This window comes from Alkalihalobacterium alkalinitrilicum (assembly GCF_002019605.1).
In the GTDB taxonomy this organism is placed as follows: Bacteria; Bacillota; Bacilli; order Bacillales; family Bacillaceae_F; genus Alkalihalobacterium; species Alkalihalobacterium alkalinitrilicum.
On sequence record NZ_KV917368.1, the window covers coordinates 1731999 to 1757847 of the forward strand.

Annotated in this window: 23 protein-coding genes and 1 pseudogene; 5 read left to right on the forward strand and 19 right to left on the reverse strand. The window is 35.3% G+C overall.

What is annotated here, in order from left to right:
* Positions 1-52: 52 nt before the first annotated feature.
* The 3 genes from BK574_RS08085 to BK574_RS08095 form a co-directional block, all read right to left on the reverse strand.
* On the reverse strand, positions 53-1123 hold the full coding sequence (locus tag BK574_RS08085) for a phosphotransferase family protein (protein WP_078428240.1): 1071 nt from the start codon (positions 1121-1123) through the stop codon (positions 53-55).
* Positions 1124-1185: 62 nt separating this feature from the next.
* Positions 1186-2694: a class I adenylate-forming enzyme family protein gene (locus BK574_RS08090; RefSeq protein WP_218970557.1), complete on the reverse strand. Its 1509-nt coding sequence runs from the start codon at positions 2692-2694 to the stop codon at positions 1186-1188.
* A 116-nt stretch (positions 2695-2810) separates the two neighbouring features.
* Complete coding sequence (locus tag BK574_RS08095) at positions 2811-3959, reverse strand: thiolase family protein (protein WP_078428242.1); 1149 nt, start codon at positions 3957-3959, stop codon at positions 2811-2813.
* 310 nt (positions 3960-4269) lie between these two features.
* Here BK574_RS08095 and BK574_RS08100 point away from each other — a divergent pair, with 310 nt between their 5' ends.
* Positions 4270-6390 (forward strand): sigma 54-interacting transcriptional regulator, encoded by a 2121-nt coding sequence (locus BK574_RS08100; RefSeq protein ID WP_078428243.1) that lies wholly within the window; start codon positions 4270-4272, stop codon positions 6388-6390.
* 117 nt (positions 6391-6507) lie between these two features.
* Here BK574_RS08100 and BK574_RS08105 read toward each other — a convergent pair whose 3' ends face one another.
* The 9 genes and pseudogenes from BK574_RS08105 to BK574_RS29210 all read right to left on the reverse strand — a co-directional run.
* Positions 6508-7473: an NAD(P)H-dependent flavin oxidoreductase gene (locus tag BK574_RS08105; protein WP_238457983.1), complete on the reverse strand. Its 966-nt coding sequence runs from the start codon at positions 7471-7473 to the stop codon at positions 6508-6510.
* Positions 7474-7509: 36 nt separating this feature from the next.
* Positions 7510-8691 (reverse strand): iron-containing alcohol dehydrogenase, encoded by a 1182-nt coding sequence (locus BK574_RS08110; RefSeq protein WP_078428244.1) that lies wholly within the window; start codon positions 8689-8691, stop codon positions 7510-7512.
* Positions 8692-9394: 703 nt separating this feature from the next.
* Positions 9395-10486 (reverse strand): TRAP transporter substrate-binding protein, encoded by a 1092-nt coding sequence (locus BK574_RS08115; protein WP_078428245.1) that lies wholly within the window; start codon positions 10484-10486, stop codon positions 9395-9397.
* A gap of 206 nt (positions 10487-10692) precedes the next feature.
* A complete protein-coding gene (locus BK574_RS08120; protein WP_078428246.1) occupies positions 10693-11445 on the reverse strand; it encodes an SDR family NAD(P)-dependent oxidoreductase in 753 nt (250 codons plus the stop codon).
* Positions 11446-11478: 33 nt separating this feature from the next.
* A complete protein-coding gene (locus BK574_RS08125; protein ID WP_078428247.1) occupies positions 11479-12678 on the reverse strand; it encodes an acyl-CoA dehydrogenase family protein in 1200 nt (399 codons plus the stop codon).
* Between the two features lie 387 nt (positions 12679-13065).
* On the reverse strand, positions 13066-14130 hold the full coding sequence (locus BK574_RS08130) for a phosphotransferase family protein (RefSeq protein WP_078428248.1): 1065 nt from the start codon (positions 14128-14130) through the stop codon (positions 13066-13068).
* Positions 14131-14368: 238 nt separating this feature from the next.
* Entirely contained in the window at positions 14369-15079 is a 711-nt protein-coding gene (locus BK574_RS08135; protein ID WP_142247922.1) for a CoA transferase, read from the reverse strand.
* Between the two features lie 950 nt (positions 15080-16029).
* Positions 16030-16167 carry a hypothetical protein gene (locus tag BK574_RS28365; RefSeq protein ID WP_238457984.1) on the reverse strand — a complete coding sequence of 46 codons (138 nt, stop codon included), beginning with the start codon at positions 16165-16167 and terminating at the stop codon, positions 16030-16032.
* 58 nt (positions 16168-16225) lie between these two features.
* A pseudogene (locus BK574_RS29210) lies at positions 16226-16357 on the reverse strand (acyl-CoA dehydrogenase family protein); the annotation flags it as partial.
* Positions 16358-16942: 585 nt separating this feature from the next.
* Here BK574_RS29210 and BK574_RS08145 point away from each other — a divergent pair.
* The 3 genes from BK574_RS08145 to BK574_RS08155 are packed head-to-tail and all read left to right on the forward strand — an operon-like array spanning position 16943 to position 18274.
* A complete protein-coding gene (locus tag BK574_RS08145; protein WP_238457985.1) occupies positions 16943-17293 on the forward strand; it encodes a transposase in 351 nt (116 codons plus the stop codon).
* Positions 17290-17610: a helix-turn-helix domain-containing protein gene (locus BK574_RS08150; RefSeq protein WP_078428251.1), complete on the forward strand. Its 321-nt coding sequence runs from the start codon at positions 17290-17292 to the stop codon at positions 17608-17610. The genes BK574_RS08145 and BK574_RS08150 overlap by 4 nt, the downstream gene beginning before the upstream one ends.
* Positions 17564-18274 (forward strand): DDE-type integrase/transposase/recombinase, encoded by a 711-nt coding sequence (locus tag BK574_RS08155; protein ID WP_218970558.1) that lies wholly within the window; start codon positions 17564-17566, stop codon positions 18272-18274. The genes BK574_RS08150 and BK574_RS08155 overlap by 47 nt, the downstream gene beginning before the upstream one ends.
* 480 nt (positions 18275-18754) lie before the next feature.
* Here the strand turns inward: BK574_RS08155 and BK574_RS08160 are convergent, their stop codons facing one another.
* The gene (locus BK574_RS08160; protein ID WP_078428253.1) at positions 18755-19204 is read right to left on the reverse strand and encodes a MaoC/PaaZ C-terminal domain-containing protein; all 450 of its coding nucleotides are present in this window, start codon (positions 19202-19204) and stop codon (positions 18755-18757) included.
* A 315-nt stretch (positions 19205-19519) separates the two neighbouring features.
* Between BK574_RS08160 and BK574_RS08165 the strand changes: the two genes are divergently transcribed.
* Entirely contained in the window at positions 19520-21643 is a 2124-nt protein-coding gene (locus tag BK574_RS08165) for a sigma 54-interacting transcriptional regulator (protein ID WP_218970559.1), read from the forward strand.
* A 204-nt stretch (positions 21644-21847) separates the two neighbouring features.
* Here BK574_RS08165 and BK574_RS08170 read toward each other — a convergent pair whose 3' ends face one another.
* From BK574_RS08170 to BK574_RS08190, 6 genes are all read right to left on the reverse strand, one after another.
* Positions 21848-23035: an iron-containing alcohol dehydrogenase gene (locus BK574_RS08170; RefSeq protein ID WP_078428255.1), complete on the reverse strand. Its 1188-nt coding sequence runs from the start codon at positions 23033-23035 to the stop codon at positions 21848-21850.
* A gap of 150 nt (positions 23036-23185) precedes the next feature.
* A complete protein-coding gene (locus BK574_RS27430; protein ID WP_158211596.1) occupies positions 23186-23347 on the reverse strand; it encodes a hypothetical protein in 162 nt (53 codons plus the stop codon).
* 138 nt (positions 23348-23485) lie between these two features.
* Positions 23486-24031 (reverse strand): AMP-binding protein, encoded by a 546-nt coding sequence (locus BK574_RS08175; RefSeq protein ID WP_338020586.1) that lies wholly within the window; start codon positions 24029-24031, stop codon positions 23486-23488.
* A complete protein-coding gene (locus BK574_RS08180) occupies positions 24007-24291 on the reverse strand; it encodes a hypothetical protein (protein WP_078428257.1) in 285 nt (94 codons plus the stop codon). Before BK574_RS08180 ends, BK574_RS08175 begins: the two co-directional genes overlap by 25 nt.
* Positions 24279-24593 carry an AMP-binding protein gene (locus tag BK574_RS08185; RefSeq protein ID WP_078428258.1) on the reverse strand — a complete coding sequence of 105 codons (315 nt, stop codon included), beginning with the start codon at positions 24591-24593 and terminating at the stop codon, positions 24279-24281. Before BK574_RS08185 ends, BK574_RS08180 begins: the two co-directional genes overlap by 13 nt.
* Before the next feature lie 193 nt (positions 24594-24786).
* Positions 24787-25758 carry an NAD(P)H-dependent flavin oxidoreductase gene (locus tag BK574_RS08190; RefSeq protein ID WP_142247924.1) on the reverse strand — a complete coding sequence of 324 codons (972 nt, stop codon included), beginning with the start codon at positions 25756-25758 and terminating at the stop codon, positions 24787-24789.
* Between the last annotated feature and the right edge of the window lie 91 nt (positions 25759-25849).

Sequence of the window (25849 nt, forward strand, 5' to 3'; positions counted from 1 at the left end):
AATTAAATTTTATTTTTATTATTATGATAATTATTACTAGAAACCTTTTACACTAAATATAGTTTCTGAGATTAGATACTTCATCCGCATGATGGATAAGGTTTCTAGCATTAGTATTATGATTTTTAAATCGTTCATCTTGCGTTTGCCCCATTTTCCACCTGTAATGCATTTGTTGTAACACGACTGCTAACCGGAAATAAGCTAAAACTAGATAGAAATGGATTGAAGATACATCTTTGCCAGTTGTAGTAGCATACAATTCAATAATCTCACGGCGGTTTAAAAATCCAGGATGATGTGTTACTGTAGGCTGAACTTTTTTAATATAATCAGGATCATCTTCTTGAACCCAGTAGCCTAAAGCAACACTTAAATCGAAAATAGGATCGGCGATTGTTGCCATCTCCCAATCTAATAATGCTTCTACTTCATTTAAATCTGGGGAGAATAACATATTATTTATTTTGTAATCATTATGAATAATAGAAATTTCTTTAGATTTTGGTATATTTTGTATTAACCAGTTAGATAACCGATCAACAACGCCTATCTCTTCGGTTTTTGTTAGTTGATAACGTTTAATCCAACCATGAACTTGCCTTTCTGCAAATCCATCTGGTTTCCCGAAGTCTTCCAAATTCGCCTCTTTATAATCGATGTTATGTAGTTCGACAAGTGTCTTAACAAATACGTTAGTAAGGTTATGGCATTTCTTTTCAGTAACCGAAACACTCGGTGGAAAATGACTATCAATAACTACACCATGTTTTCTTTCCATTATATAAAACGGTACTCCCAATATTGATTCGTCTTCACTAAAAACATAAGGTTTTGGTATATGCTTAAAGTGAGGGTATATTTTCATTAATAGATTAGCTTCACGCTTCATATCATGTGCTTTTGGCGGCAACTTACCAAAAGGGGGCCTTCTCATTACACCTTCCCATTCACCACAGCGAATAGCATAGGTTAAATTTGAAGATCCAGATGGAAACTGTTTAACTTCTAACGGTTCATTCGGTATAAATTTTTGTTGCAACAAAAATTGTCTTAAGCTTTCTTGATCAAAACCTTCTCCTGATCGAACAGCAATTAATTGCTCATCAAGTTCTTTATTCATTCGTTTCACCACAACCTTTCATCATTAAATGACTAAACTCTTATTCTTATTAATAGTAATTTTTATGAGCTTTTTAGTTTTCTTTTCATCAATTTCCCTGTCGGTGTTTTCGGGATTTCTTTAATAAATTCTACTTCTCTGATTTGTTTGTAACTGGCCAATTTCTCTAAACAAAACTTTATAATTTCCTCTTGTGATACCTCAGCACCTTCCTTTAAAGCTATATAAGCTTTCGGAATTTCCCCGAGACGTTCGTCTGGTTGCCCGATTACAGCTGCTTCAAGCACAGCAGGATGTGTATAGAGAACATTTTCTATCTCGACTGGATACACATTATATCCACCAACGATGATTAGATCCTTTTTACGGTCTAATAAATAAACGTAACCTTCTTCATCCAATTTACCGATATCGCCCGTATGTAACCACCCGTTCATTATGGTCTTAGCTGTTTGTTCAGGATTATTCCAATATCCTTTCATTACGCAGTGCCCACGCACGACGATTTCGCCTGGTTCACCTGGTGCTACTACATTGTTATCGTTATCTACAATTGCAACTTCTAGGTGTGGAAGCGGGTACCCAACACTATTAAATCGACGCTCCCGTTTTAACGTGTCTACCGTAATAACAGGGGAGCTTTCTGTTTGCCCATAAGCTTGAATCGTTAATGTATGATAACGAGATTCAAACTGATTTCGAACTTCTAAAGGCATATGGCCCCCACTCGTAATACAAATTTCTAAGGATGATAGGTCATAACGTGGCTCATCAGGCAAAGTAAGTAACATGTAGTACATCGCTGGTACACCAATAAAGAAATTGATTTTTTCTTGTTGAATCGTTGTCGCTACTGTTTCGGTACTATACTTTTCAAAAAGATAGAATTTACCACCTTTCATTAGAACCAATATGAGTCCTGCCATTAAAACAAGCAAATGAGATAATGGAGTAACGATACTTCCATAATGATGTTCATTTAGATTAATACTATCTGCATAAAACTCAGCATTTGTATTGAGATTATAATGAGAAAGTTCAACCCCTTTTGGGTCCCCCGTTGTTCCAGACGTATACAAAATGCAAGCTCCAGCATCAGGTGATACATCTTTTGACTCGTATCGAACCTCTTCATTAAAACTTTCCGTTTTTAACTCTTCAAAAATAGCAGAATTAACTTTACATTCATCTATGATAAATACTTTATGTAAGCTCGTATTACTTGTGTAATTTTCTATTAGCGGTATTTTTTCTGCTTTTGTAAATAGCACGGTTGCTTCTGAATGATTTAGTATGTATTCAGATTCAATAGATTTAAACAAATAGTTGATGGGGACTGAAATAGCTCCTATTTTTAACGTTGCATAAAAGGCATAAATAAATTCCATACCGTTAGGCAACCAAATCGCTACCCTATCCCCTTGTTTTACGCCATAAGAATTCAATAAGTTAGCAAACGAATCTACTTTTTGATTAAGTTGTTCATAAGTATATAAATCTTCTTGAAATTTAACAGCCGTGCGGTTTCCATTTAATAAAGCGTGTCTTTCAAGAGACTGAGCTAAATTCATCATCTTCATCCTTTCCTTTAATAAGCTAATACACTACAAAGTTAAGACTATTGCATACTTTGTTTTCCTTTCATCTCAACTTTATAAGCACTTTCATTTTTTATCCTGTTAATTTTTTAACGGTCTAATTTCTCAATAATTGTAACGTTAGCCATTCCGTAACCCTCACCTATTCCTAACAAACCATACCTTCCTCCTTTTCGTTCTAATTCATGGATTAAAGTTGTGAGTAATCGAGCACCGTTAGCGCTAAGTGGATGACCTAATGCTATTGCTCCTCCATTAAGATTTAACTTATTAGGATCTGCTCCGGTTTCTTGTAACCAAATGAGAGGAACCGAAGCATAGACTTCACTGATTTCGAAAACATCAATATCATTTATTTTTAGTCCCACCTTTGCAAGAGCTTTATTTGTTGCAATAATAAGCCCTGTAAAAATGATATTTGGATCTGAGCCTACCACAGTACGGTTTACAATTCGAAACCGAGGTTTTAACCCTAGTTCTTTCGCTTTCGTATTAGACATAATTAAGATGGCGGCTGATCCGTCACTCAGGAAACTGGAGTTCCCTCCATGTATTTTTGTATTTTCATTAATTGTCGGCTTAATTTGTTTCAATTCTTTTGAGGTTATATTATTTCTTGGACCTTCATCTTTTTGAATTATTTTTGCTTCCCCAGCAGGTAATTCAACTTTTACTGGAACGATTTCCCTTTCAAACCGTTTTTGTTTTATTGCTCTAATTGCCTTTTCATGACTTTCAATTGCATATTCATCTAATTGCACTCGACTTAATCCCCAAATATCTGCAATTAGTTCAGCCGCTCTTTCTTGATGTCGTAACGTATGCTCTCTTGGAAGATTGGTATTAAAACCTTCTTTATTACATTTTGTAGTGGGAGAAGTTGACGCTTCTACTCCTGCAGCGATAATAATGTCCATATCACCGCTAATAATGGCCTGAGCAGCAAAGTGGATTGCTTGCTGACTAGATCCACATTGTCTTTCTACAGTTGTACTCGGAACACTATTAGGAAAACTAGAGTTTAACAATGCCAATCGAACAAATTCTACTGCTGGCTCACTTAACTTAGAAGGACACCCCATGATTATATCGTCAACTAATTCTGCAGGAATTGAAGTCCGCTTAATAATCTCTTTAAGAGCCACGGAAACGATTTCGTCAGGTCGCAGTTTACTAAAGTACCCATTTTTTCTAATCATTGAGGTACGTACTGATTCTACAATTACAGCTTCACGCATACCTACCTCCCTAATATTATTTAAGGCTATTTTTACAACAAAGGTAAACGTTTACATTTTAATACTGTATTCAATTTTTTAATTGCAATTGCTGTGCCAATTTTAAAACAGTTTTTGTTAAAACAAGTAATGAGAGGTTAACAACGGCAAAAAATATTTTTCGGTTTATTAAAAATTTATTTGAAATTCAGAATAGTTTGTGTTTTAATGTAAACAGTACTGTACAAGTTTACATTTTATTGTAAACAACTGTTTACATGTTAACAGTTACATTCAGTAATAGTAGATCTTTTTATAAAGGAGAGAAAATATGAAAGCTCAAGATATCATGACCACCTCATTTCAATGCTGTCATGTTCATACTTTATTGATTGATGCTTTTAAGATTTTTTCAAAGTTTAACTCGAATATCATACCTATTGTAAATGATAAGAACGTATTGGCTGGGATTATTACTAAAAACCGAATCATATGTGCTGTATCCAAAGGGTATCCCTTAACAAATACTATAGCTCCTTTAATCCATGATCATCCCATTTACATCTTTCCAGAAACAGACATATTAAAAACGCGAGAAAAGCTTTTACACCATATGATTGGTCATGCACCAGTCGTTAATGAAAAAAAGGAACCTATCGGAATTATTTCAACTTCTCAAATTTTATATGGGTACGATAAGGCTTTAAATATGATGCAATCACAGCTTCAACTGCTGTTTAATAGTTTACAGTTTGGTTTGTTATCTGTAGATTGTCATATGAACATTAACGCTATTAACCCATTAGCAAAAGAAATGCTTCAGTTAAGTATGGAAGAAGATTCTCACACATTATTAAATAAAAACAAAGTAATAAAAGAAATGATTGAATACGTCCTTGTAAATAATGAAAAACCATCGAAACAGAAATTAAATGTAAATGGTTACACCTTTGTCGTAGACTGTTACCCTTTATTTGAAAATAAAAAATTAACAGGTGTAATGACCATCATTGATGACCTTACAAATATTGAAGAAATAATAAAAGAATTACAAATGACAAAAGAGTGGGAGCAAAAACTACGAACCTTAGTTGAATCTGCCTATGATGCGATTGTTCTGGTTGATGATACGGGCTTAATTACGATGGCAAACCAAGGATTTTGCAACCTTTTCTCAGCGTCTGAAAAAGAAATCATTGGACAGTCCATTTTGAGGACCTTTCCAGATTTAGGTATTAAGGATGTTATTGATATGAAAATCCCTATTAGTGGAATTTCGAAAATGATCAAATCAAAACAATGCTTAATTACAAATTTGCCCATTAAAATTAATGGAGAAATCGTCGGCGTGGTCTCGAAAATAACGTTTCGTGGTTTAAAACAACTTCGAGAAGCATTGAATAAAGCGAACAACCTCGAAAACTCGTTTATACATAATGTTCAAAAAATGGATTTAGGAACTAGATATTCGATAGCAGATATAGTCGGAACTTCAAACCTAACCAAAAAAGCGAAGATAGAGGCACTTGCCGCATCTCAAAGTAAATCGACTGTATTATTAATCGGTGAAAGCGGTACTGGCAAAGAACTATTTGCTCATGGCATCCATACGGCGTCTTCACTTCCAGGTTCTTTTATTAAAGTCAATTGTGCGGCTATTCCAGCAGATTTACTAGAATCAGAGTTTTTTGGATATGCTGAAGGTGCATTTACAGGTGCGAAAAAAGGTGGAAAAAAAGGTAAGTTTGAACTCGCACAAAATGGTACTTTATTTTTAGACGAAATCGGTGATATGCCATTAAACCTACAATCTAAATTATTGAGGGTATTGCAAGAAAAAGAATTTGAACCAGTCGGAAGTAACCAAACAATAAAATTAAATATAAGAATTATTGCAGCAACAAATAAAAACCTTGAAGAAATGATCAAACATGGGGAATTCCGTGAAGATTTATATTATCGGCTTAATATTTTGAGGATTAATATTCCTTCATTAAGAAAGCGTAAAGAAGATATCCCTGATATTACGAACACGATTATCGATCGATTACATCAGTCGGGATTTTATATTAAAGGTATTACACCTTCAGCCTTAGATGTAATGATGAAATACAATTGGCCAGGGAACATAAGGGAATTACAAAATGCACTCGAGCGTGCAGCTAACTTAACGGTCAATGGTTACATCGATATACTAGAATTACCTGACTATATATTAGAGCACCAAGAGAAAACTGATGATGATTATATGATAAATACGCAAAAGAGTGAGGATACTGAAATCGCTACCCTCCCCAATGTTTATAAAAAGAATGCAAACCTAATGGAAAAAAAATTAATTATTGAAGCACTAAAAAAAACGAAAGGAAATAAATCAAAAGCCAGTAAGAAATTAGGAATCAGCCGTACTTGGCTTTATTCTAGGATGAAAAAATATAATATTGATGTTTAGATATTTTCTCTAGTATAAATTTTAGTATAGTAAAAACATACATTTACCCTTAAAGTAAAAAAATCTTAGCGACAAACTATATTCGCTAAGATTTTTTTGATTCCTTAATATAGTTGATTATTTACATTCTGAGAAATTTCTAAAACTTGTAGTTAATAATTGACTTGCCTCATTTGACATTTGTTTAACAATGGTTTCTGCACTTTCTAATTCATCGATTAAGCTTGCTACTTGACCACAGCTCATAAAACCACTCTGAATATCTCCATCAAACATCGCAAGTTTATTATAGGTTCCACGGACCATAGGTAAAATATGCTCTACTGTTGGATTCTTTTTCTCCATTTCCTGCACTTTATTTGCGTATTCATTTTTTAATACACGCAAAGGTCCCTTTAACATCCGTGTCATGATAGTAGTAGAGTCGTTATCAGCCTCTAAAATTGCTGCTTTAAAGTGATCATGAGCCTCACATTCTTTTGTAGCTACAAACCTCGTCCCCAATTGAACGCCATCAGCACCCAAGATCATCGCTGCAGCCATACTTCTACCATCCACAATTCCTCCTGCTGCAACTACTGGGATCGAAACTACTCGTTTCACTTGTGGAACAAGAGTAAACGTAGTTAATTCAGAAGGCCCATTACTCCCGCCTGCTTCATAGCCTTCGCAAACTATAATATCTGCACCAAGCGCTTCCGCTTTCGCTGAATGAAAGGCGGTTGAAGTTAACACTAATACCTTCAATCCATGCTCTTTAATAAACGGGATTAAATTCTTTGGGTTTCCTGCACCTAAACTAACAGCTGTAATCAAATCCTTATGCTTCTTAATAATTTCTAAATATGGGGTGAAATCTGTATGCTGACTAATAGGAATGTTTACTCCAAATGGCTTAGTTGTTGCTTCTCTCGCTAAAAGAATTTCATTTTCAAAATTTTCAGGAGATCGACCTGCTGAACCAACTTGCCCAAAACCACCACCATTTGAAACCGCAGCCGCAAGTAACCCGTTTCCAACATAAGCGAGTCCACCTTCAATAATCGGCACTTCTATTTGTAACATTTCACAAATTCGATTCACGTATCGTTACCACCTTTTCATTTTTTGGGGAATTCTTTACCAAGCAACTTCTAATAAAGCTGTTATTTCTTTTTGTAAATCTTGTGTATCTATTACTAAAGCATTTTTTTCTCCTTGGATATCCATCAAAATATCTTTTACGACAGTAGGGATACTTTCTTTTGATACATTAAAATCTCTTAAACGATGTGGGATTTCTAATTCTTCGATCAAACCTTTGATAAGGGAAGGTGCGATACTAGCTTTGTCTTCTATACTTCGATTAATCTCCGTTTTTCCTAGTACTTCAGGAATTTGGCTCTGCTCCTCAAATGTACGTGGGAGGAGAAATTTCATGACATGTGGAAGCATAATCGCCGATGTCATTCCATGTGGGATGTTGTAATTCGCCCCTAATTGATGGCCAATACTATGAGATAAACCTAGCTTAATGTTGACGACAGAAAATAACGACAACCAAGCACCGACTTGACATTCAAGACGATAATCTAAATTCGTAGGATTGTTTTTACTTAGTGGTAGATGATAATAAAGTTTCTTTAATGCTTGTAAAGCTAGGCCTGTATTCACAGGGTTAGGATTGGGTGAGTAAAGAGTTTCTACCGCATGATCGACAGCACGTATTCCAGTTGAAATCCAGAGCCAATCAGGGGTTTCTACCGTAAAAATAGGATCTAAAAAAACGAGTTTAGGTGTCATATTTAGATGAGAGAATTTGTATTTGGCATGATTAACACTATTCGTAACTCCAGCTATACTTGTATATTCACCTGCTGATAACGTCGTTGGAATTGCTATATGGGGAATATAAGTTGTCATTTTGATTTCCTTTTCTCCAACATTAACAGAATAAGGAAACAACTCCTCTTCTGATTCAATTCCTTCAGATAATACAAAAGAAAGAATTTTAGCTGAATCAATAGGGCTTCCGCCTCCACAACTTATAATAATGTCTGGATTAAACTCCCTGATTTCCTTTACATCTTCCATTAAAATATTTCCTGGAACATGTTGTTTCGAACATGTCTCAAAAGTTTTTAAATGGTTGTCATGTAAAGTAACTACCATATTTTTATATGCTTTCGTTGATAACATACTATTTGTCGTCACAATTAACACTTTTGTTCCATTTAACTTTTGTATTTCATCAATGAGTTGATCGGTAACAACATGAACTCCGTAATGAATACGTTCGACAGGTAAGTATTGATAAATCATTTCAAAACCCCTTTCTACGCTTTCTTTATTTTTTTTCACTGTATTAAAGCAAATTGTTAATAATGTTGATGTTGAAATTCAACACTATGCATTAACAGATCATTATACAGTAAACCTCCATCAGTGAGGGGTTTCCTCTTCCCCACTGATGGTTAGTTGAGGCCTACACGATGTGGGTCACATAGACGTGGCCACAGGACGTGCGCATTTATTCTGTGTTCATTTAGTTGTTACTAGCAGTTTATCCCCTACTTACCCTTCATTGATTCCTTGGAGTCTTGAGTTGAGGGTATAACTACCAGTTGATGCGGAAAAAATTTTTATACGGATGTTTTTAATTTTATTATGTATTTTTAAAAAATTCAATTAATTTTTATCGAAGCAACTAAACAATGCTAGAAACAAAAATAGCAACCATTGGATCACCAGAAAAAGTGAACCTTCCATCAGTGAGGGGTTTTCCTCTTCCCCCACAGATGGTTAGTTGAGGCCACACGATGTGGGTCACACAGACGTTGCCACAGGAAGTGGCGCATTTATTCTGTGTTTATTAAGTTTTTACTGGCAGTTTATCCCCCACTTATCCTTCATTGTTTCCTCGTAGTCAGAAAGTGGAGGTACTACTGCCAGTTGTTGCGGGATAAACTAAAGATTAAAGGAGGCTGACAGGTTTATACCTTCATGTCAGCCTTTTAAATGTTTTTTAATTTCCTAACTCTTCAAGCGCACGATTATACATTTCTTCCCCGATTAGATTAATATTATTGTCAATCGCTGGTACGACTGCTTCTCTAAATTGTTCAATTTGTTCTGGAGTTAACTCGTGCAGTTCGACACCCTCTGCTAACATATTTTCAAGAGCTTTCGTTTCTTGTTCTACAACTAATTCTCTAGCAAATTGAATCATTTCATCAGCAGCTTCCAAAACAACGTCTTGCAAGTCAGCTGGTAAACTTTCAAAGAAGTCATTATTAATGAATAAAATATATGGGAATAACACGTGTTGAGTTAATGTGAGATATTCACTAACTTCATAGAATTGAGCATCATACATTAAAGGAACCGTTGTCGTTAATCCATCAATTGTTCCTTGCTGTAACGAAGTGTATACTTCCGCAAATGTAATCGGTGTTGGATTTCCTCCCATTACTGAGATCGTATCCATCAATACAGAAGCTTGTGGTGTTCTTATATTAAGACCATTTAAATCACCTGGTTCCGTAATCGGATGACTACTATTAAGGATTGATAATGAACCGATATCGTAATAGCCTAAAATTTTTGCGCCTGTTGATTCTTCCAGTTCAATTCTCATTTCTTCTCCAACAGGTCCCTCCATAAACTCAAATAGTTGATCACGATCTTCAAATAAGAATGGAAAATCATAAATGTTGTATCCGTCTATTCCAGCGATTTGAGCAGGAATAAATGGTCCTTGTCCGATGACTTGAGCTGTACCTTCTCTTAATAGTTGGAAGTTCTCTTCATCAGATGAAGACAATGTTCCACCTAAGTAAATTTCAACATCAATTCTTCCATCACTTTTTTCTTCTACTAATTCTTTGAATTTCTGAAAACCAATCGCAACAAAGTTGTCAGCATTTACAACAGTAGGTAATTTAATAGAATACGTTTGCCCATCGTCTGTTGCTGGTGCCTCATCAGTTGTTTCTGTTGAGGTATCCCCTTCTTCCTGTTGACTAGACCCGGATTCTGTTGAACCACCACATGCTGTTAAAACAAGTAAAAACGTGACTAGTGACATGAGCCCAAACCAAGTGAATGTCTTTTTCATTTCTTTTCCTCTCCTATATAAACTATTTAATATATAACACTCTTTGTAAGTAAACGCTTACATTTTATATAGTAGGATAATGTTATAATTATTGATCATATATTGTTCGTGGAAATGGCCCGATTATGTTCTCGAATGGAACTACAATCAAGCCTTTCCACATCATTTTATAGTTAACAAAGAGGATATTACTCAACTCAGTATCTTTACTCAGACAGTGTTCCGCCATCAATAAAGAAGGTTTGACCTGTTACATAATTGGCTGCATCAGATGCAAGGTATAGAGCGATTGAAGATATATCTTTTGGCTCACCAAGTCTTCTCAGAGGGATAGCCTTGATAGCACCTTCTAACCACTTTTTATTTTCCATTTCCGACTTGTTTATTTCTGTACTAATTAATCCTGGTGCAATGGAATTTACTAATATGCCATTTCTAGCCCATTCTGCTGCAAGAGATTTCGTCAAATGAATGACAGCAGCCTTACTTGCGGTATAAGGTGCGATTCGTTTATATGGCTTTACACCACCAACAGAAGAAATATTAATGATTTTACCTTGATTTTGTTTAATCATTATCTTGGCAGCTTCTTGTGAGCAAAAGAATAACCCTTTAATATTCACATCATAAATCATATCCCAGTCTTCTTCTGTAACTTCTGTTGCAGGCTTTGTTACATTCGCCCCAGCATTATTAATTAAAACATCTATTCTACCAAATTGCTGTAATGTCTTCTCAAACAACTGACGAATATCATTCAGATTACCAACATCACAAGCAATTGGCAAAGCATTAACTCCATTCTCTCTAATTTCATGAGCCAAATCCTGACACACCTCTTGATTTCGACTCGAAATCACTACATTGGCACCTTTAGAAGCAAAATCGCGCACCATTTGTGCTCCTAAGCCACGGCTACCACCTGTTACAACGATAACTTTTTCCTTAAAGTTCTCCATGCAGTTTCACCCCTTTCCCTAGCAAGTTCCTAATTAAACGAGAACATCGTTGTTACGATTTTGATATTCTTTTAAATAACGTTTAGCTACAACCATACGGTGAACTTCGTCTGGACCATCATAAATGTGCGCAGCTCTCGCTTCACGGTAAAATCCTTCTAACGGAGTATCTTTCGAATATCCTAAGGAACCATGAACTTGAATTGCTCGACTTATGACATCATTTAAGATCTTCGCTCCGTAAAACTTAATTAATGCTATTTCTTTTCTCGCATCCCCACCTTGGTCCATCATCCAAGCAGCGTTAAGAGTCATTAACCGACAAGCGGAAATCTCTGCAGCTGAGTCAGCAATAAAATTTTGAATTGTTTGGAATTCAGCTAACGGCTTACCTCTTGTTTTTCTCTTTAGGGCATAATCGAGCATTAAGTCAAAACTACGATTCATTACCCCTAACCAACGCATCGCATGTGTGATACGACCAGGTCCTAATCGCATTTGTGCGAGTTTAAATCCTTCTCCTTCTTTTCCTAGGATGTTTTCTTTTGGAATTCTACAATTGTTAAATTTAATTTCCCAGTGCCCGCCTTCACTAAAGTCACCCATCGTTCCAATATCTCGAATCATTTCAAAACCAGGTGTTCCTTCATCCACTAAAAACATTGTTGCACGTTCGTGTGGAGGTGCATCTGGGTTTGTCACAGCCATCACAATTGTAAACGATGCCAACCCAGCATTACTAATAAACCATTTTTCCCCATTAATTACCCATTCATCACCGTCTCTTACAGCAGTCGTTTGGATTCCTGTTGGATCTGCTCCCGATACATCTCGTTCTGTCATCGCAAAACACGAACGAATTTCATCAGCAATGACTGGTTTTAAGTATTTTTCAATTTGTTCAGGCGTTCCTGCTTTTAATAAAATTTCAGTATTCCCTGTATCAGGAGCCGCTGTACCAAATACACGTGGACCAAGGACACTACTCCCTAAAACTTCATTTAATAGACCTAAAAACACATTTCCTAACCCTAAACCACCAATACTTTTTGGTAGATGAGCTGCCCACAAATTTTGGTCTTTTACTTTTTGTTGTAATGGTTTAAGAATTTCGTTTGGTAGACCCACGCCAGGAATAATATCTTTTTCAGCAGGATAAACATCCTCAATCATGATTTTTTTAGCTCTTGCTAACAATTCTTCCTGTTCAGGTGTTGGACTAAAATTGTACATATTATCTCTCCTTTTTAATATTAAAATTTGATATTGAAACTTCCATCAGTGAGGGGGTTTCCTTTTCCCCACTGATTGTTAGTTGAGGCTCACACGATGTAGTTACACAGACGTTGCCACAGGACGTGGTGCATTTAGTCTGTGTTCATTTAGTTGTTACTGGCAGTTTATACCTCACTTATCCTTCTTTGATTCCTGGTAGTCTTGATGTGGGGCTATTACTGCCAGTTGTTGCGGGATAAATTCAAAAGTGAACTGAAACACTCAAAATTAATTAGTAGAATAATCGGATGTATTTTGTAACAGCTTATTCATCTAAAGAATTTGACCATTCTTGTCTATCACCCTCTTTTATGTAATATTTCAATTAAATAGATTAGATGAAAGCTAGATCGTTTCTTTTTGACTAACTTCAAAAGCATGTATCATTAAATTTTTAACTCTGATATCAAACTGAGAAAAACGTTCATCAAACGTCTGTCCCATCTTCCATCGATAGAAAATTTGCTGAAGTACAACAGCCAATTTAAAATAAGTAAAAGCTAAATAATAATGCATTGAAGGGATATCTCTACCGGTTTTTAATGAATATCTATGAATAAAATCTCTTCGTTTTATGAAACCTGCCATAACGGTTACTGTAGGCAAACTATCTTTAAGAATATCCGGATCATCTTCTTCCATCCAATAGCCAAGTGCACCAGCTAAATCAAACAGTGGATCTGCGATGGTAGCAATTTCCCAATCAAGTACAGCTTCGATTTGTGTCAAGTCACGTGACAGTAACATGTTGTTTAATTTATAATCATTGTGAATGATTGTGGGCTCAGGAGATTTAGGAATTTGACGAACAAACCAGTTTGCTAGTTGATCAAAGTAGGGAACCTCATCGGTTTTAGAACGTTCATACCTTTTAATCCACCCATTCACTTGTCGTTCTAAAAATCCATCAGGATGACCAAAATTAGCTAAATCTACCTTCTTGTAATCAACTTGGTGTAGTTGTGCTAGTGCATCCACAACAGCATGTGAAATTCCTTCACATAAATCGGTTGTCACTTTATATCCATCTGGAAATTGATCATTTAATACGATCCCTTTTTTTCTTTCCATAATATAAAAGGGAACACCTAAGATTGATTTATCTTCGCAATAAACGTAAGGCTTTGGAACGAGTTGATAAGCTGGATATAATCGTTTTAGAAATTCAGACTCTCTTTTCATATCATGAGCTTTCGGTGGGAGAGGTCCTGATGGTGGACGCCGCATCACTGCCTCCCAATCCCCACAACGAATTAAATAGGTTAAATTTGACACTCCAGTTGGAAATTGCTTCACTTCAAAAGAACCTTCCGGAAAACCTTCAACCGTTGCCGTTAAATACTGTTTAAGCGCAACTTGATCAAAGTCTTCACCTTTCCTGATTTCTATCGTTTCAACATATTGCTCCATTACGTTCACACCTTATTAATAAGTTTATACTACTTACACCTGAAATTTAAACAAACATTTGTTTTATTTCTGAGCGATCGACAAGTTTCAATTTGATAAAAGCTATGCCTAAACTATTATGCATCACTATATAACATAATCTACTCATTTCATAAATATTACGTATTTCATAACTTTAAGTCTTACCTATCCATATCAAAATGAATCAGTCTGCCGTTATTAAATAGTGACTGGAATTTTAAATAACGCCTACATTGCCTAACTTTTCAATTTTCTCATTAGAATATCCTAGTTCCTTCAAAATTTCATCATTATGTTCTCCTAACTTAGGAGCCTTTGCGTATATTTCTCCAGGTGTATCAGATAATTTAATAGGTATCCCTATATGTTTAACGACTTCACCACTAGGACCGATCATTTCTTCAATCATTTTTCGTTCATTAATTTGAGGATTAGTTAGCAATTCTTCAAAGTTTAAAACTGGCGCTACACAAGTGTCATAGTCTTTAAAGATCTCTACCCATTCATTTAAAGGTTTTTGTTGAATGATTGAACTGATTTCAACTTGCAATTCATCTTGTGTAGCTTGGGGTGCATCAAGTAAATCGATGAAGTCTTCTCTTCCAATTGCTTTACAGAACGCTTCCCAAAACTTCAGTTCTAAAGCACCGACTGATAAAAAGCGACGATCGGCAGTCTCATACACTTGATAACAAGCCAACCCACCTGATAACGTTAATTCCCCGCGAACTGGCAACTTTTGATTAACTAAATAGTTTGGTAAGATTGTTTGTAACCAGGAAACAACACCGTCTAACATTGAGATATCGACAAACTGACCTTTTCCACTTTTACCTCTATTTATAATTGCTATTAAAATACCAATCGCTGCCATCAGTGATCCGCCACCAATTTCTAAAAACAAGTTGACTATAAATATAAATAACAAATTGCCCTTCTGGAATTCAAACCACCGTTTGTTTTTAGTATACACCCATGCAACCTAAATGGCAATAATGAAATTAAAATATTCTGAATTTATTATATAGGTGGATATCCCTATTATTTCTTATATATGTTTAATTTTAAAACTCTTGGATATTAAATTTAAAGAACTGATCACAAATTTCTTAAAATGTATATTCATTTTCTGTGAATACAAACTTTGCATATAACTCAACTTTCGCACCAATAAAAGTTCAATAAGTTCAACCAGCAGTAGTTGCTGATGTCATTCAAGTACTATCATTGACACATAAAAATGCATGAATAAACACCTATCCGTTTGGTATAGTTGATTTGTCGAGAATTAAACATTCCATACAGAAGAGGTGTCCTCTATATGATAGCGTAAGAAATCTACGGATATTCCAGCTAAAGACGCGGTCTATCGTTGAGTAATTTAAATAAAATTGTATTCATTTTCCAATTAAATCATAAATAGCAAATGGACCCGTTTGTGGACCTATGTAACCTATTAGAATTTGATCATCTGATACTCCTTGTGCTAATTCAATACTATCTGATGCATCGTTATTGTCATTAGTTTTCTGTCCATTTGAATCTGTTTCCTAACTAACACAAGCTGCTAACACTACCATGAACAAACTAATAATTATAAAAACTATAATTTTTTTAGTCTTCATTAGTTAATAACCACCTCTCAAAACCTATTGATTATTTTAAGCTCATTAAACTACCCTTCTTAATTTTCCTATCTGTATCCATTTAAAAATTCCCGAGCTGCTACCATATATTGAATGGTTGGCGGGCCTTCTTCGCGCCAGTTTAGACGGGCATCTCGGTACAACCTTTCAAAAAAAGCAGTTACGGAGTCTTCACTATTTCCTCCTTTAGTTTTTGCAAACACAATGAAGTGAGTAGCAAAGTCAAAATTTGTTATGAGATTTTTTTTCGGTTAATAATATAATGGTTACCGTCACGAGTTGCTGTAGTACCAAGATCTAACCCCGTTCCGTGTTCTGGTTCTATTAAAGCAAATGCAACTGAATTTGTCCCATCTACACATCCTGGCAATCTCATTCTTTTGTTGCTCATTCCCTAACCTTGAGAGAGCACTTGGCATAACATGAACCACTGCTCTAATCCCACCTTGGATTTTTGAAAATTCTGCAAGTACTTGAATGTACTGAGAGGCTGTAAGCCCTAGCCCCCCATATTCTTTAGGAATTCTTAGCCCAAATGCTTTCTCCCTCAATATCGGCATTAACTTGCCATAAGGCAGTGCTTCGTTATTCTCGATTTCCTCTTCTAGGGGATCAAGGGGTCAATCCAGATTCTTTCAAATAATTCCTTTTTAAATTTTTCAAAGACTTTTTGTTCCATTTTTCCATCTCCTTATGTTTGTAATTACAAAAACAGTTACTCTTAAAATGAGAAAAATCCCTCCTTTCGAAAACTTATCGAATAATGTTCGATTTACTATTTCATATATTGCAATACACATGTCAACATTGATCAATTCAATCAACTTTCAATATAAAATCAATAGATAGCTTTTAAACTATTACAATACCGATTTTAAGTAGGCTTGATCCATATAGCCATAACATTATCCCCCCCTGATAGGATAGATGTCGTACGATACTTTAGTGTTATAGTTAAGTAAATAACACGGAGGTCGATCGATATAATATAAAGAAATAGAGTACGATATTCGAAGGAAAAAAAGGAAGCAATTATCAAACGCATGATGCCACCAAATAACGAATCAGTGGCACAAATTTCAAAAGAAGAAGGTATCACAGAAGTGACGTTGTACAAGTAGCGTAAGGAAACACGCTCATCTGGGGTGGCAACGCCTGGCAATGGACAAACAAGCGACAAATGGGGCAGTCAAGAAAAGTTTTTAATCGTAATGGAGACGTTCACGATGAACGAAACGGAACTGGCTGAGTCTTGTCATAAAAAAGGATTGTATCGTGAGCAGATTGAGGCTTGGCGAACGGCTTGCCTCCAAGCAAATGGACAAGTATTTGATCAATCGAAGCAATTAAATGGTGCGTTAAAGGAAGAACAGAAGCGTGCCAAACAATTAGAAAAAGAACTACAAAAGAAAGAGAAAGCATTAGCGGAAGCTGCTGCGGTATTATTGCTTAGAAAAAAGGCCCAAGCGATTTTGGGGGACGACGAGGAAGAATGATTAGCCCATCAAATCGCGCATTAGCTGTAAAACTCATTCAAGAAGCGAATCAAACCGGTGCGCGATTAGCGAAGGCTTGCGAGGAACTTCATATCAGTGTTCGAACATACGAGCGCTGGGTGGAAGAGGGTGATATAAAGGTCGATCAACGTCCACTTGTGCAAAGGCCAGTTCCAAAAAATAAATTGTCCGCGAAGAAAAAGGAAATACTGGCGGTTGTCAAACAAGAAAAATATGTGGAATTACCGCCGACACAAATTGTACCAAAGCTTGCGGTATATTGCGTCAGAATCCACATTTTATCGTGTGTTACGTGAAGGGAAAATGCAACATCACCGCGGTCGTAGTCAAAAGCCAACACGAAGAATCCCTGAGAGTCATGTGGCAGAATTGCCAAATCAGGTATGGACATGGGATATTACTTGGCTTGGTGGACCTGTGAAAGGTTTGTATTATCGACTCTATTTAATTCTCGATTTATTTAGTAGAAAAGTAGTTGGCTGGAAAGTTTGGGAAAAGGAAGAGGCAAAACTCGCTGAAACTCTCGTAAAGAAAGCAGTTATCAATGAAAAAATCCAAGGGGCACCTCTTGTCTTGCATTCAGATAATGGTAGTCCGCTGAAAGCTGAGACATTCTTGAGTTTACTAGAGAAATTGGGCATTCAAAGCTCCTTTTCAAGACCAAGTGTGAGCATTGATAATCCTTATTCAGAAGCCATGTTTCGGACACTCAAATATCGACCAGATTTTCCACACAAAGGTTTGGCATCACTCGAGGAAGCGAGACAATGGGCACATCAATTTGTCCATTGGTACAACGAGATTCACCTGCATAGTCGGCTAAATTTTGTTACTCTTTTACAGTGTCATATGCAAGAACACGTAGCGATTTTGGTGAAGTTGACAAGATGTATACGAAGCAGCGAAGGCAAAGCATCTAGAGCGTTGGGCACGAGGTACAAGAAATTGGGCACCAAATGAACAAGTAGCGCTCAACCCAATGCGAGATGAGAAGCAAATTGAAGCATTGAGAAAACCTTAATATCCCCTCTTTCCCTAGTGATTTGAATCGAAAGCACGCTTTTCCTTTCGATTCAAATCACCAGGCCATCAAGCGTAGCGCGATAGCCTTGACTGAACTCGGGATGGGCGACATTTTTATAAATACTAAAGTAGCTAAATGCGACAACTATATTGACAAACACCGTTATTCAAAAAGCATTATTGATAATAATCGATTACAATGATATTTCCAATGCTGTTATTAATAGTTAACAATAACTTAACAACAATCATAGGATGACAACAAAAAGACTGGCCGAAGGGATAACACTCTACGACCAATCAATGCGCTTTTCAATGCCCCATTTAAATAAGCTAGAAAAAATCATATTAAATATCTATAAATGCTTTCCTCTTTTCTCAACTAGAATTATTAAATACAGAAACAGAAGAAGTATTTTAATTCACCAACGTTGTGTTTCTTTTTACTAAACCTAATACCTCCATAGTTAATACTAGTTTACTATTCTGATTATATGTTTTTAACACTATTGTAAAATATCCCCTATCATGTTTTTTTGGGTGTTCCCTTTTTTCTATAATTTGTACTTCGACTCTTAATTCATCCTCGGGAAAAACAGGTGCAATAAATTTAACGTTTTCCATACCAACTCCACCTATCACATCTTCACCAATTAAATCTAATTCAACCCATAACTTCCAAGAAATACTCAATGTATGCAGACCCGATGCTATAATACTATTGAAGATTGTTTTTTTTGCCTTATGTTCATCAACGTGCATAAACTGTGGATCAAATTCTAATGCAAACTTATAAATGTTCTCTTTAGTTACTTTATAAGTTTGTGTTCTAAAAACCATCTCTGTAGAAAGTTTTTCAAACTTCATACTCATCACTCCATTCTTTAAAATATAATATACGACTTTTTGTTACATTTAGCGCCTATCATTAATAAATGCAAAATACATACCAAATTTTTCAAATACAAGATTTACCCATTGAAAATCAAATTGAATTCATCTCAATGATAATCAAGATAAAGATAAATATAATGTAAATCCTAAATCATTGAATTTATGTTAAAAATTGATTACAATATAAATAATATAAGTCATTGTTCGCTTTTAAATTTCCGAAAATTTTGTATTTGCTAAATTTTCTAAAAAAAAGGGGTTACTAATATGCAGATTAAATACTTAATGATGAAAGAATTTAAAACTTGCAAACCCAATGATACCCTCGGATATGCATTGCAAATTTTCTCTAAAGTTAATACAAATATTATCCCTATAGTTAACGAGAATAGTATCTTATCTGGCCTACTTACTAAAAATAAAGTTATACAAGCTATGGCAAAGGGGGATTTACTTTCAAGTATAATTCATCCATACATAAACTATAATCCAATCTGTCTTTCCCCTGAATATACCGTTCTCGAAACTAGAAAAATTCTTTTAGACTATATGATTGGACATGCACCTGTTGTCAATGAAAAAAAGGAACCTATTGGTATTATTTCAACTTCTCAGATACTCTACGCTTATGAAAAAACCTTCGATATGGTCCAATCTCAACTTAAGCTTTTGTTTGACAGCCTCCACTTTGGATTGTTTTCTGTTGATAAAGAAATGCGTATTACAGCCATGAATCCATTAGCAAAAAAAATTCTTAACAATAAACATTCATACGATGAAACTAATTACTTTACCGAGAATAAGGAGCTAATTGATCTAATAAAAACTACCATTACTACAGAAAAAGAGCTACCTAGACGTAAGTTAAATGTAAGCGGATACAATTTATTGGTCCACTGCTACCCGTTAACGGAGCGCGAAAAACTAATTGGTGCTATGGTAATCATGGATGATTTAACAAACATTGAAACTATTATAAAAGAACTACAAATTTCTAAGGAGTGGGAAGAAAAATTAAGGACCGTTGTAGAATTAGCCTATGATGCCATCGTTTTAGTAAATGAACAGGGAAATATCACGATGGCGAACAAAGGCTTTTGTGAATTGTTATCTGTTGATGAAAAAAATATAATAGGAACATCTATTTTAAAAAAAGAATACCCCGATTTATGTATACAAGATGTCCTTAGTACATCTGTTCCAATTAATGGAATAGCGAAAATCATAGACTCCAAGCAATGTTTAATCACAAATTTACCGATTAAAGACAACGAAAAAGTCGTAGGTGCTGTTTGTAAAATTACATTCCGGGGCCTGAAACAACTTAAAGATGCACTTAATAAAGTGAGTCAACTTGAGAAAAAAGCAACTTATTACAAGCAGGAAATTAACGAAGTGAATGGGACGAAATATTCTTTTGCCGATATTATAGGGAACTCCACCGTTATAGCTAAGGTAAAAAAGGAAGCAATGGCTGCCTCGCAAAGTCGTTCTACTGTTTTATTAATTGGCGAAAGCGGTACGGGAAAAGAACTTTTTGCACACGGTATTCATGCAGCCTCATCCCTACCAGGTGCTTTTATTAAGGTAAACTGTGCCGCAATCCCAGAAGAGTTATTAGAATCTGAATTTTTCGGTTACGTTGAAGGTGCCTTTACTGGAGCAAAAAAAGGAGGGAAAAAGGGGAAATTTGAACTAGCTCAAAACGGAACGTTGTTCTTGGATGAAATAGGTGATATGCCATTAAATTTGCAGACAAAGTTATTGAGAGTCCTTCAAGAAAAAGAACTCGAGCCGATTGGTAGCAATCAAACAATCCAATTAAACACTAGAATCATAGCTGCCACAAATCAAGACCTAGAAAAAATGGTAAAGTCTGGCGATTTCCGAGAGGACCTATATTACCGACTCAATATTTTACAAATAAACATCCCCTCTTTACGAGAAAGAAAAGAGGACATACCAGATATAGTAAACTTTATAATTAAACTTTTGAATCAAGCTGGTTTTGATGTAAATGACGTTACTCCTTCGACAATGTCCATAATTTTAAATTATAATTGGCCTGGAAATATAAGAGAATTACAAAATGTTTTAGAACGGGCAGCTAATTTGACAATGGATAGTTATATCGATATTCCTCAATTACCAGAGTATATTTTTAGCCATCAAGTTGACCATGATAATGTTGTGCATCAAACTAATCAAAGTAAACTACATTTAGAAACATTACCGATCACAGAAGAGCCTCGTTTTGAGTACAGAAAGAATGTTAACGCTAAAGAGAGAGAATTAATCATTGCAGCATTACACCAAGCAAATGGTAATAAAAGTGCTGCTAGTAAAATATTAGGGATAAGTAGGCCTTGGTTATACGAAAAAATTAAAAAATATAATATAAATTTCGGGTAACTGATTAAATATATATTCATCCAAATAACGTGTCTTTTTGGATGAGAAACTTAGGATAAGGCTCTTAATAAAGGTAAAGGTAATGAAACGTTGATGGTTAATCTTTTATAATTAAACTTTGAGAGGAATTCAAATGAGTTCTAACCTTAAAAAATGAACAAGGCTGACAATAAGTCAGCCTCTCTTCACTCTCAGTTTGCTCTCCTACCAGGCTTTTTCTAATGTTGCTACTAACCCTTCCTCTAGATTAGAGATTTGCAATAGTGAGTGATTCTTTTCACTATTAACTTCCAAAACAATATTATTGACTACGTTAGATAAGCTTTCTTTTGTTACATTAAAGTCCCTTAACTGATTCGGGATATTTAACTTCTTAACCAGTTCCCTAACTGAAGTTGCTGCTTTGATCGCTTTCTCTTCATTACTAATCCCTATATCTTTTGTTACATCTACCTCAAATAATGCATTGTAAATTTTCGCTTGCTCGTTTAACGTTATTGGTTGAAGAAATTCCATTACGTTCGGAAGCATAATTGCTGATGTTATTCCATGAGGTATGTTGTAAAATGAACCCAGTTGGTGACCAATCATATGAGATAAACCCATCTTAATGTTTACATTAGAAAATAACGACATCCAAGCTCCTAATTGGCATTTCATGCGATAGTCTAAATTGCCTGGATTTTCTAAAGATAATGGTAAATAAACAAACAAGTATTTTAGCGCTTCTAATGCCAATGCTTGATTAATAGGGTTATCTAGAGGCGAGTAAATCGTTTCCACAGCATGATCTATAGCTCTTATACCAGTACTAACCCAGAAATTGATAGGCGTCTCCAAACTAAAACTAGGATCTAAAAACACTTGCTGTGGGGTCAAAGACTTATGCGATAATACATATTTCATTCCTTGGTGACTAAGCCCAGCAATACTAGTAAACTCAGCAGCAGATAAAGTTGTTGGAATAGAAAAATGAGGGATTAGGATCTCTATTTTTTCAAAAGAATGAGCTTGAGACCCATTCAACGCATTGGAAAGTAAATCATCTACTAAGCTTATATCTGTTGAAAGCATTAATGATAATATTTTCGCTGTATCTATTGAACTTCCACCGCCGAGGCTAACGATTAAATCTGGAGAAAATGTTCTAATTTCTTTTAAACGATTAAATAATGTTTTTACAGGCACATGCTGTTTCGATTCGTGAACAAAAACTTGAAAGTGTTTGAGAGTTTTTAAAAGACTATGATATAAGTCCTTATTTATTAAGCTATGAGTAGATACAACTAATAATTTTTTTGCTTGATATTTATTAATCTTTTCTACTAAATGATTGTTCACTACATTTTGACCATACCATATTTTTTCAAAAGGTAAATTTTGATAGAGCATTTTTACCTACACCCTCTCACTAATTACAGATTCAATCTTTAAAACTAAAATCAAAGACAATCCTTTTCAACCTTACAAAATACCATAATTAAGAATAGATTATATGTAAGATTGTTGACCTATCATTTCATTTACAAGTTAAAAAAAAATTTAAATGACTAATATCATATTTGCATCTGCAATAATTTGTTTAACAACTTCTGTTGCACTTAACTCCTCACTTATAATTCTTGCTACCTGTCCTGCCCCCATGTACCCATTTTCGATATCTCCATCTATCGCAGCACGTTTATTATTGACTCCTTTTAACATAGGGAAATCAAATGCTTTAAAAGTTACTTTACTTTTTTATTCAATGAGATGTTAATTCTTCATCCGTATCCTCTTATGGTTTACTTCAGTGGTATGCCCATGACAGCCTGAGCTAAACTCGTAGGATTATTTATAGCTCTAATGAACCTTCTGCTCTAAACCTTTCCAATACTTTTCCGCTACATGTCCTTTATTATCCATATAACCCATGTCTCCTGATTTCCAAAAACCACCTTCTGTAAATCCTTCGGCAGTTTCCTTTGGAGCCTTATGGTATCTTTTAATAACTGATGCCCCTCGAATCCATATTTCTCCAGTTTGACCTGAAGCTACATCATTACCTTGTTCATCGACAATTCGAATTTCTACACCAGGGACCGGTTTTCCAGCTGAAGATAGTCTTGTTCGATCTTCGTCAGTATTAATAATATGATCAGATTTTCCAAGCATCGTAATTAAGGGCCAAGCCTCTGTTGCTCCATACCCTTGCACAAAAATGTTACCCATTTTATTTTGAAGATTTTCTAGTTTCGCGGGACTCATAGGAGACGCACCATAAAATACTACACTTAAACTGCTTAAATTATACTTTTTTTCTAAACCGAGATCGACTAAATATATAGTAGAGTAGGGACAATTGATTGAGCCCAACAAAAAAGTTACGGTAAAGAATATACAGCACAATTTCCTCTTCCCGTTGTACTGCCAGTAAATCTATATAGAGTTATATGTTCATCTAGGTCATATTCGACGTTTGTTTCAGCGTCGCTTGCTTCTTTAATCAAGTCCCAAAAATAATGAACCCCTTCTCTCTGTTCGCTTGTTTTATCCATACAAACAATTTCAATCTTTCTATCTCTTAAAGATTTAAAGTAATTTTCTTTTTCTAATATTTCATTTTCAATAAATATTAACTTTGGGTTTAGATAATCTAGCTGATACATATGTTCTTCATATGAATCCCTGTAATTAAACATAAACCTGCAGCATTCGATTTTGACATCCATAGGCTGAACAAGCTATTATTATCATTTTCTAGCAAATTGGCAAACACATCACCTGTTTTTAAACCAAATTTATCTTTCAACATATTACAAATTTTGTTTGTGAGTAAGTGTAATTCGATGAATGTAAAACTTCTATTTCTTTCTACATTTACAAGGGCGGTTTTTCCAGAAAAATGTTGTGCTGTCTGTAGCATAAGTCTTCCAAAATTAACCATCATAAAATTTTTAATCCCTTCCATTAATTTGTTGTAAACCATCTCATATTGGTATACAATATCATCGCAAGAATCGTGCCATCCCCTTTTTAAAGGAAAACAACTATACAAAGCAGCACATTACATTCATTTATTTGAATTTCCGTACTATTTTGTTAATAAAAATTATCATATATGTTAACTAAACTGTCTAGAATCACTGTTTTTCTCTGGGATATCAATTTACGTCCAAACAAGAGATCGTTTTTAATCGTTTCATTGTTCTTTCTGCTTCCTTTACTAGCTTGTTAAATACTTCTTGTACAGATTCAACTTTTGAAATTAAACCAACCCCTTGTCCCATCGATAAAACACCTTTCTTCAAATTCCCAGTATTTAAAAGTTCTCGATAGGCCTCCCCGCCGATAATGGGTAATAATTCTTCAATTCCTGCATTTCTCGCTTCTAACTCCAGAACTTTATCTGTTGTCGACGTTCGAATTACACGGGCGGTATTTCGTATCGATTTTTCAATTAAAACGGTATCTGTTTCTTTGCTATTTATGAAAGCATTTTTTACCTCAAGAGGTGCCTCACATTCCTCCGTTGCGACAAACCTGGTCCCCATTTGCACCGCTTCAGCCCCTAAAGATAGTGCTGCAATGATTCCTCTACCATCTGAAATCCCGCCTGCAGCTATTACAGGAATGCTAAGCTCATCAACAGCTCTTGGAGTTAAGGCAATTGTACCCACTTCATCTAACCCTGGATGTCCCCCACATTCTACCCCAACGATAACAACACCATCTAAACCCATTTGTTCAGATTTTATAGCGTATTTAACGGATGGGACGACATGGATACAAATGATCCCTACTGACTTTAGTAACGGAAGATATGGTTTGGGACTACGGCCGGCGGTAAAAACAATCTTAATATTTTCCTCAACACAAGCATCGACGTATTCATCCATCTTTTTGCGCAATCCAATAGCAATGTTAACTCCAAATGGTTTATCTGTTAACGATCTAGTTTCATGAATTCCTTTTATAAATTCGATTTTTGTATCGTAGCAACCAGCCGTTAAGAGACCTAACCCTCCAGCATTTGAAACAGCTGCTGCTAATTTGGGAAATCCTAACATATGCAGTCCGCCTTGAATGATGGGATATTCAATATTAAACATGTCTGTTATTTTTGTTCTAAACAATAATGGAAACCCCCTATCCGTTTGGTAACTATTCATACAGACACACATTCCCCTGCTTTTCAAATTGAAGGGCTTACAGAACCACCAAACT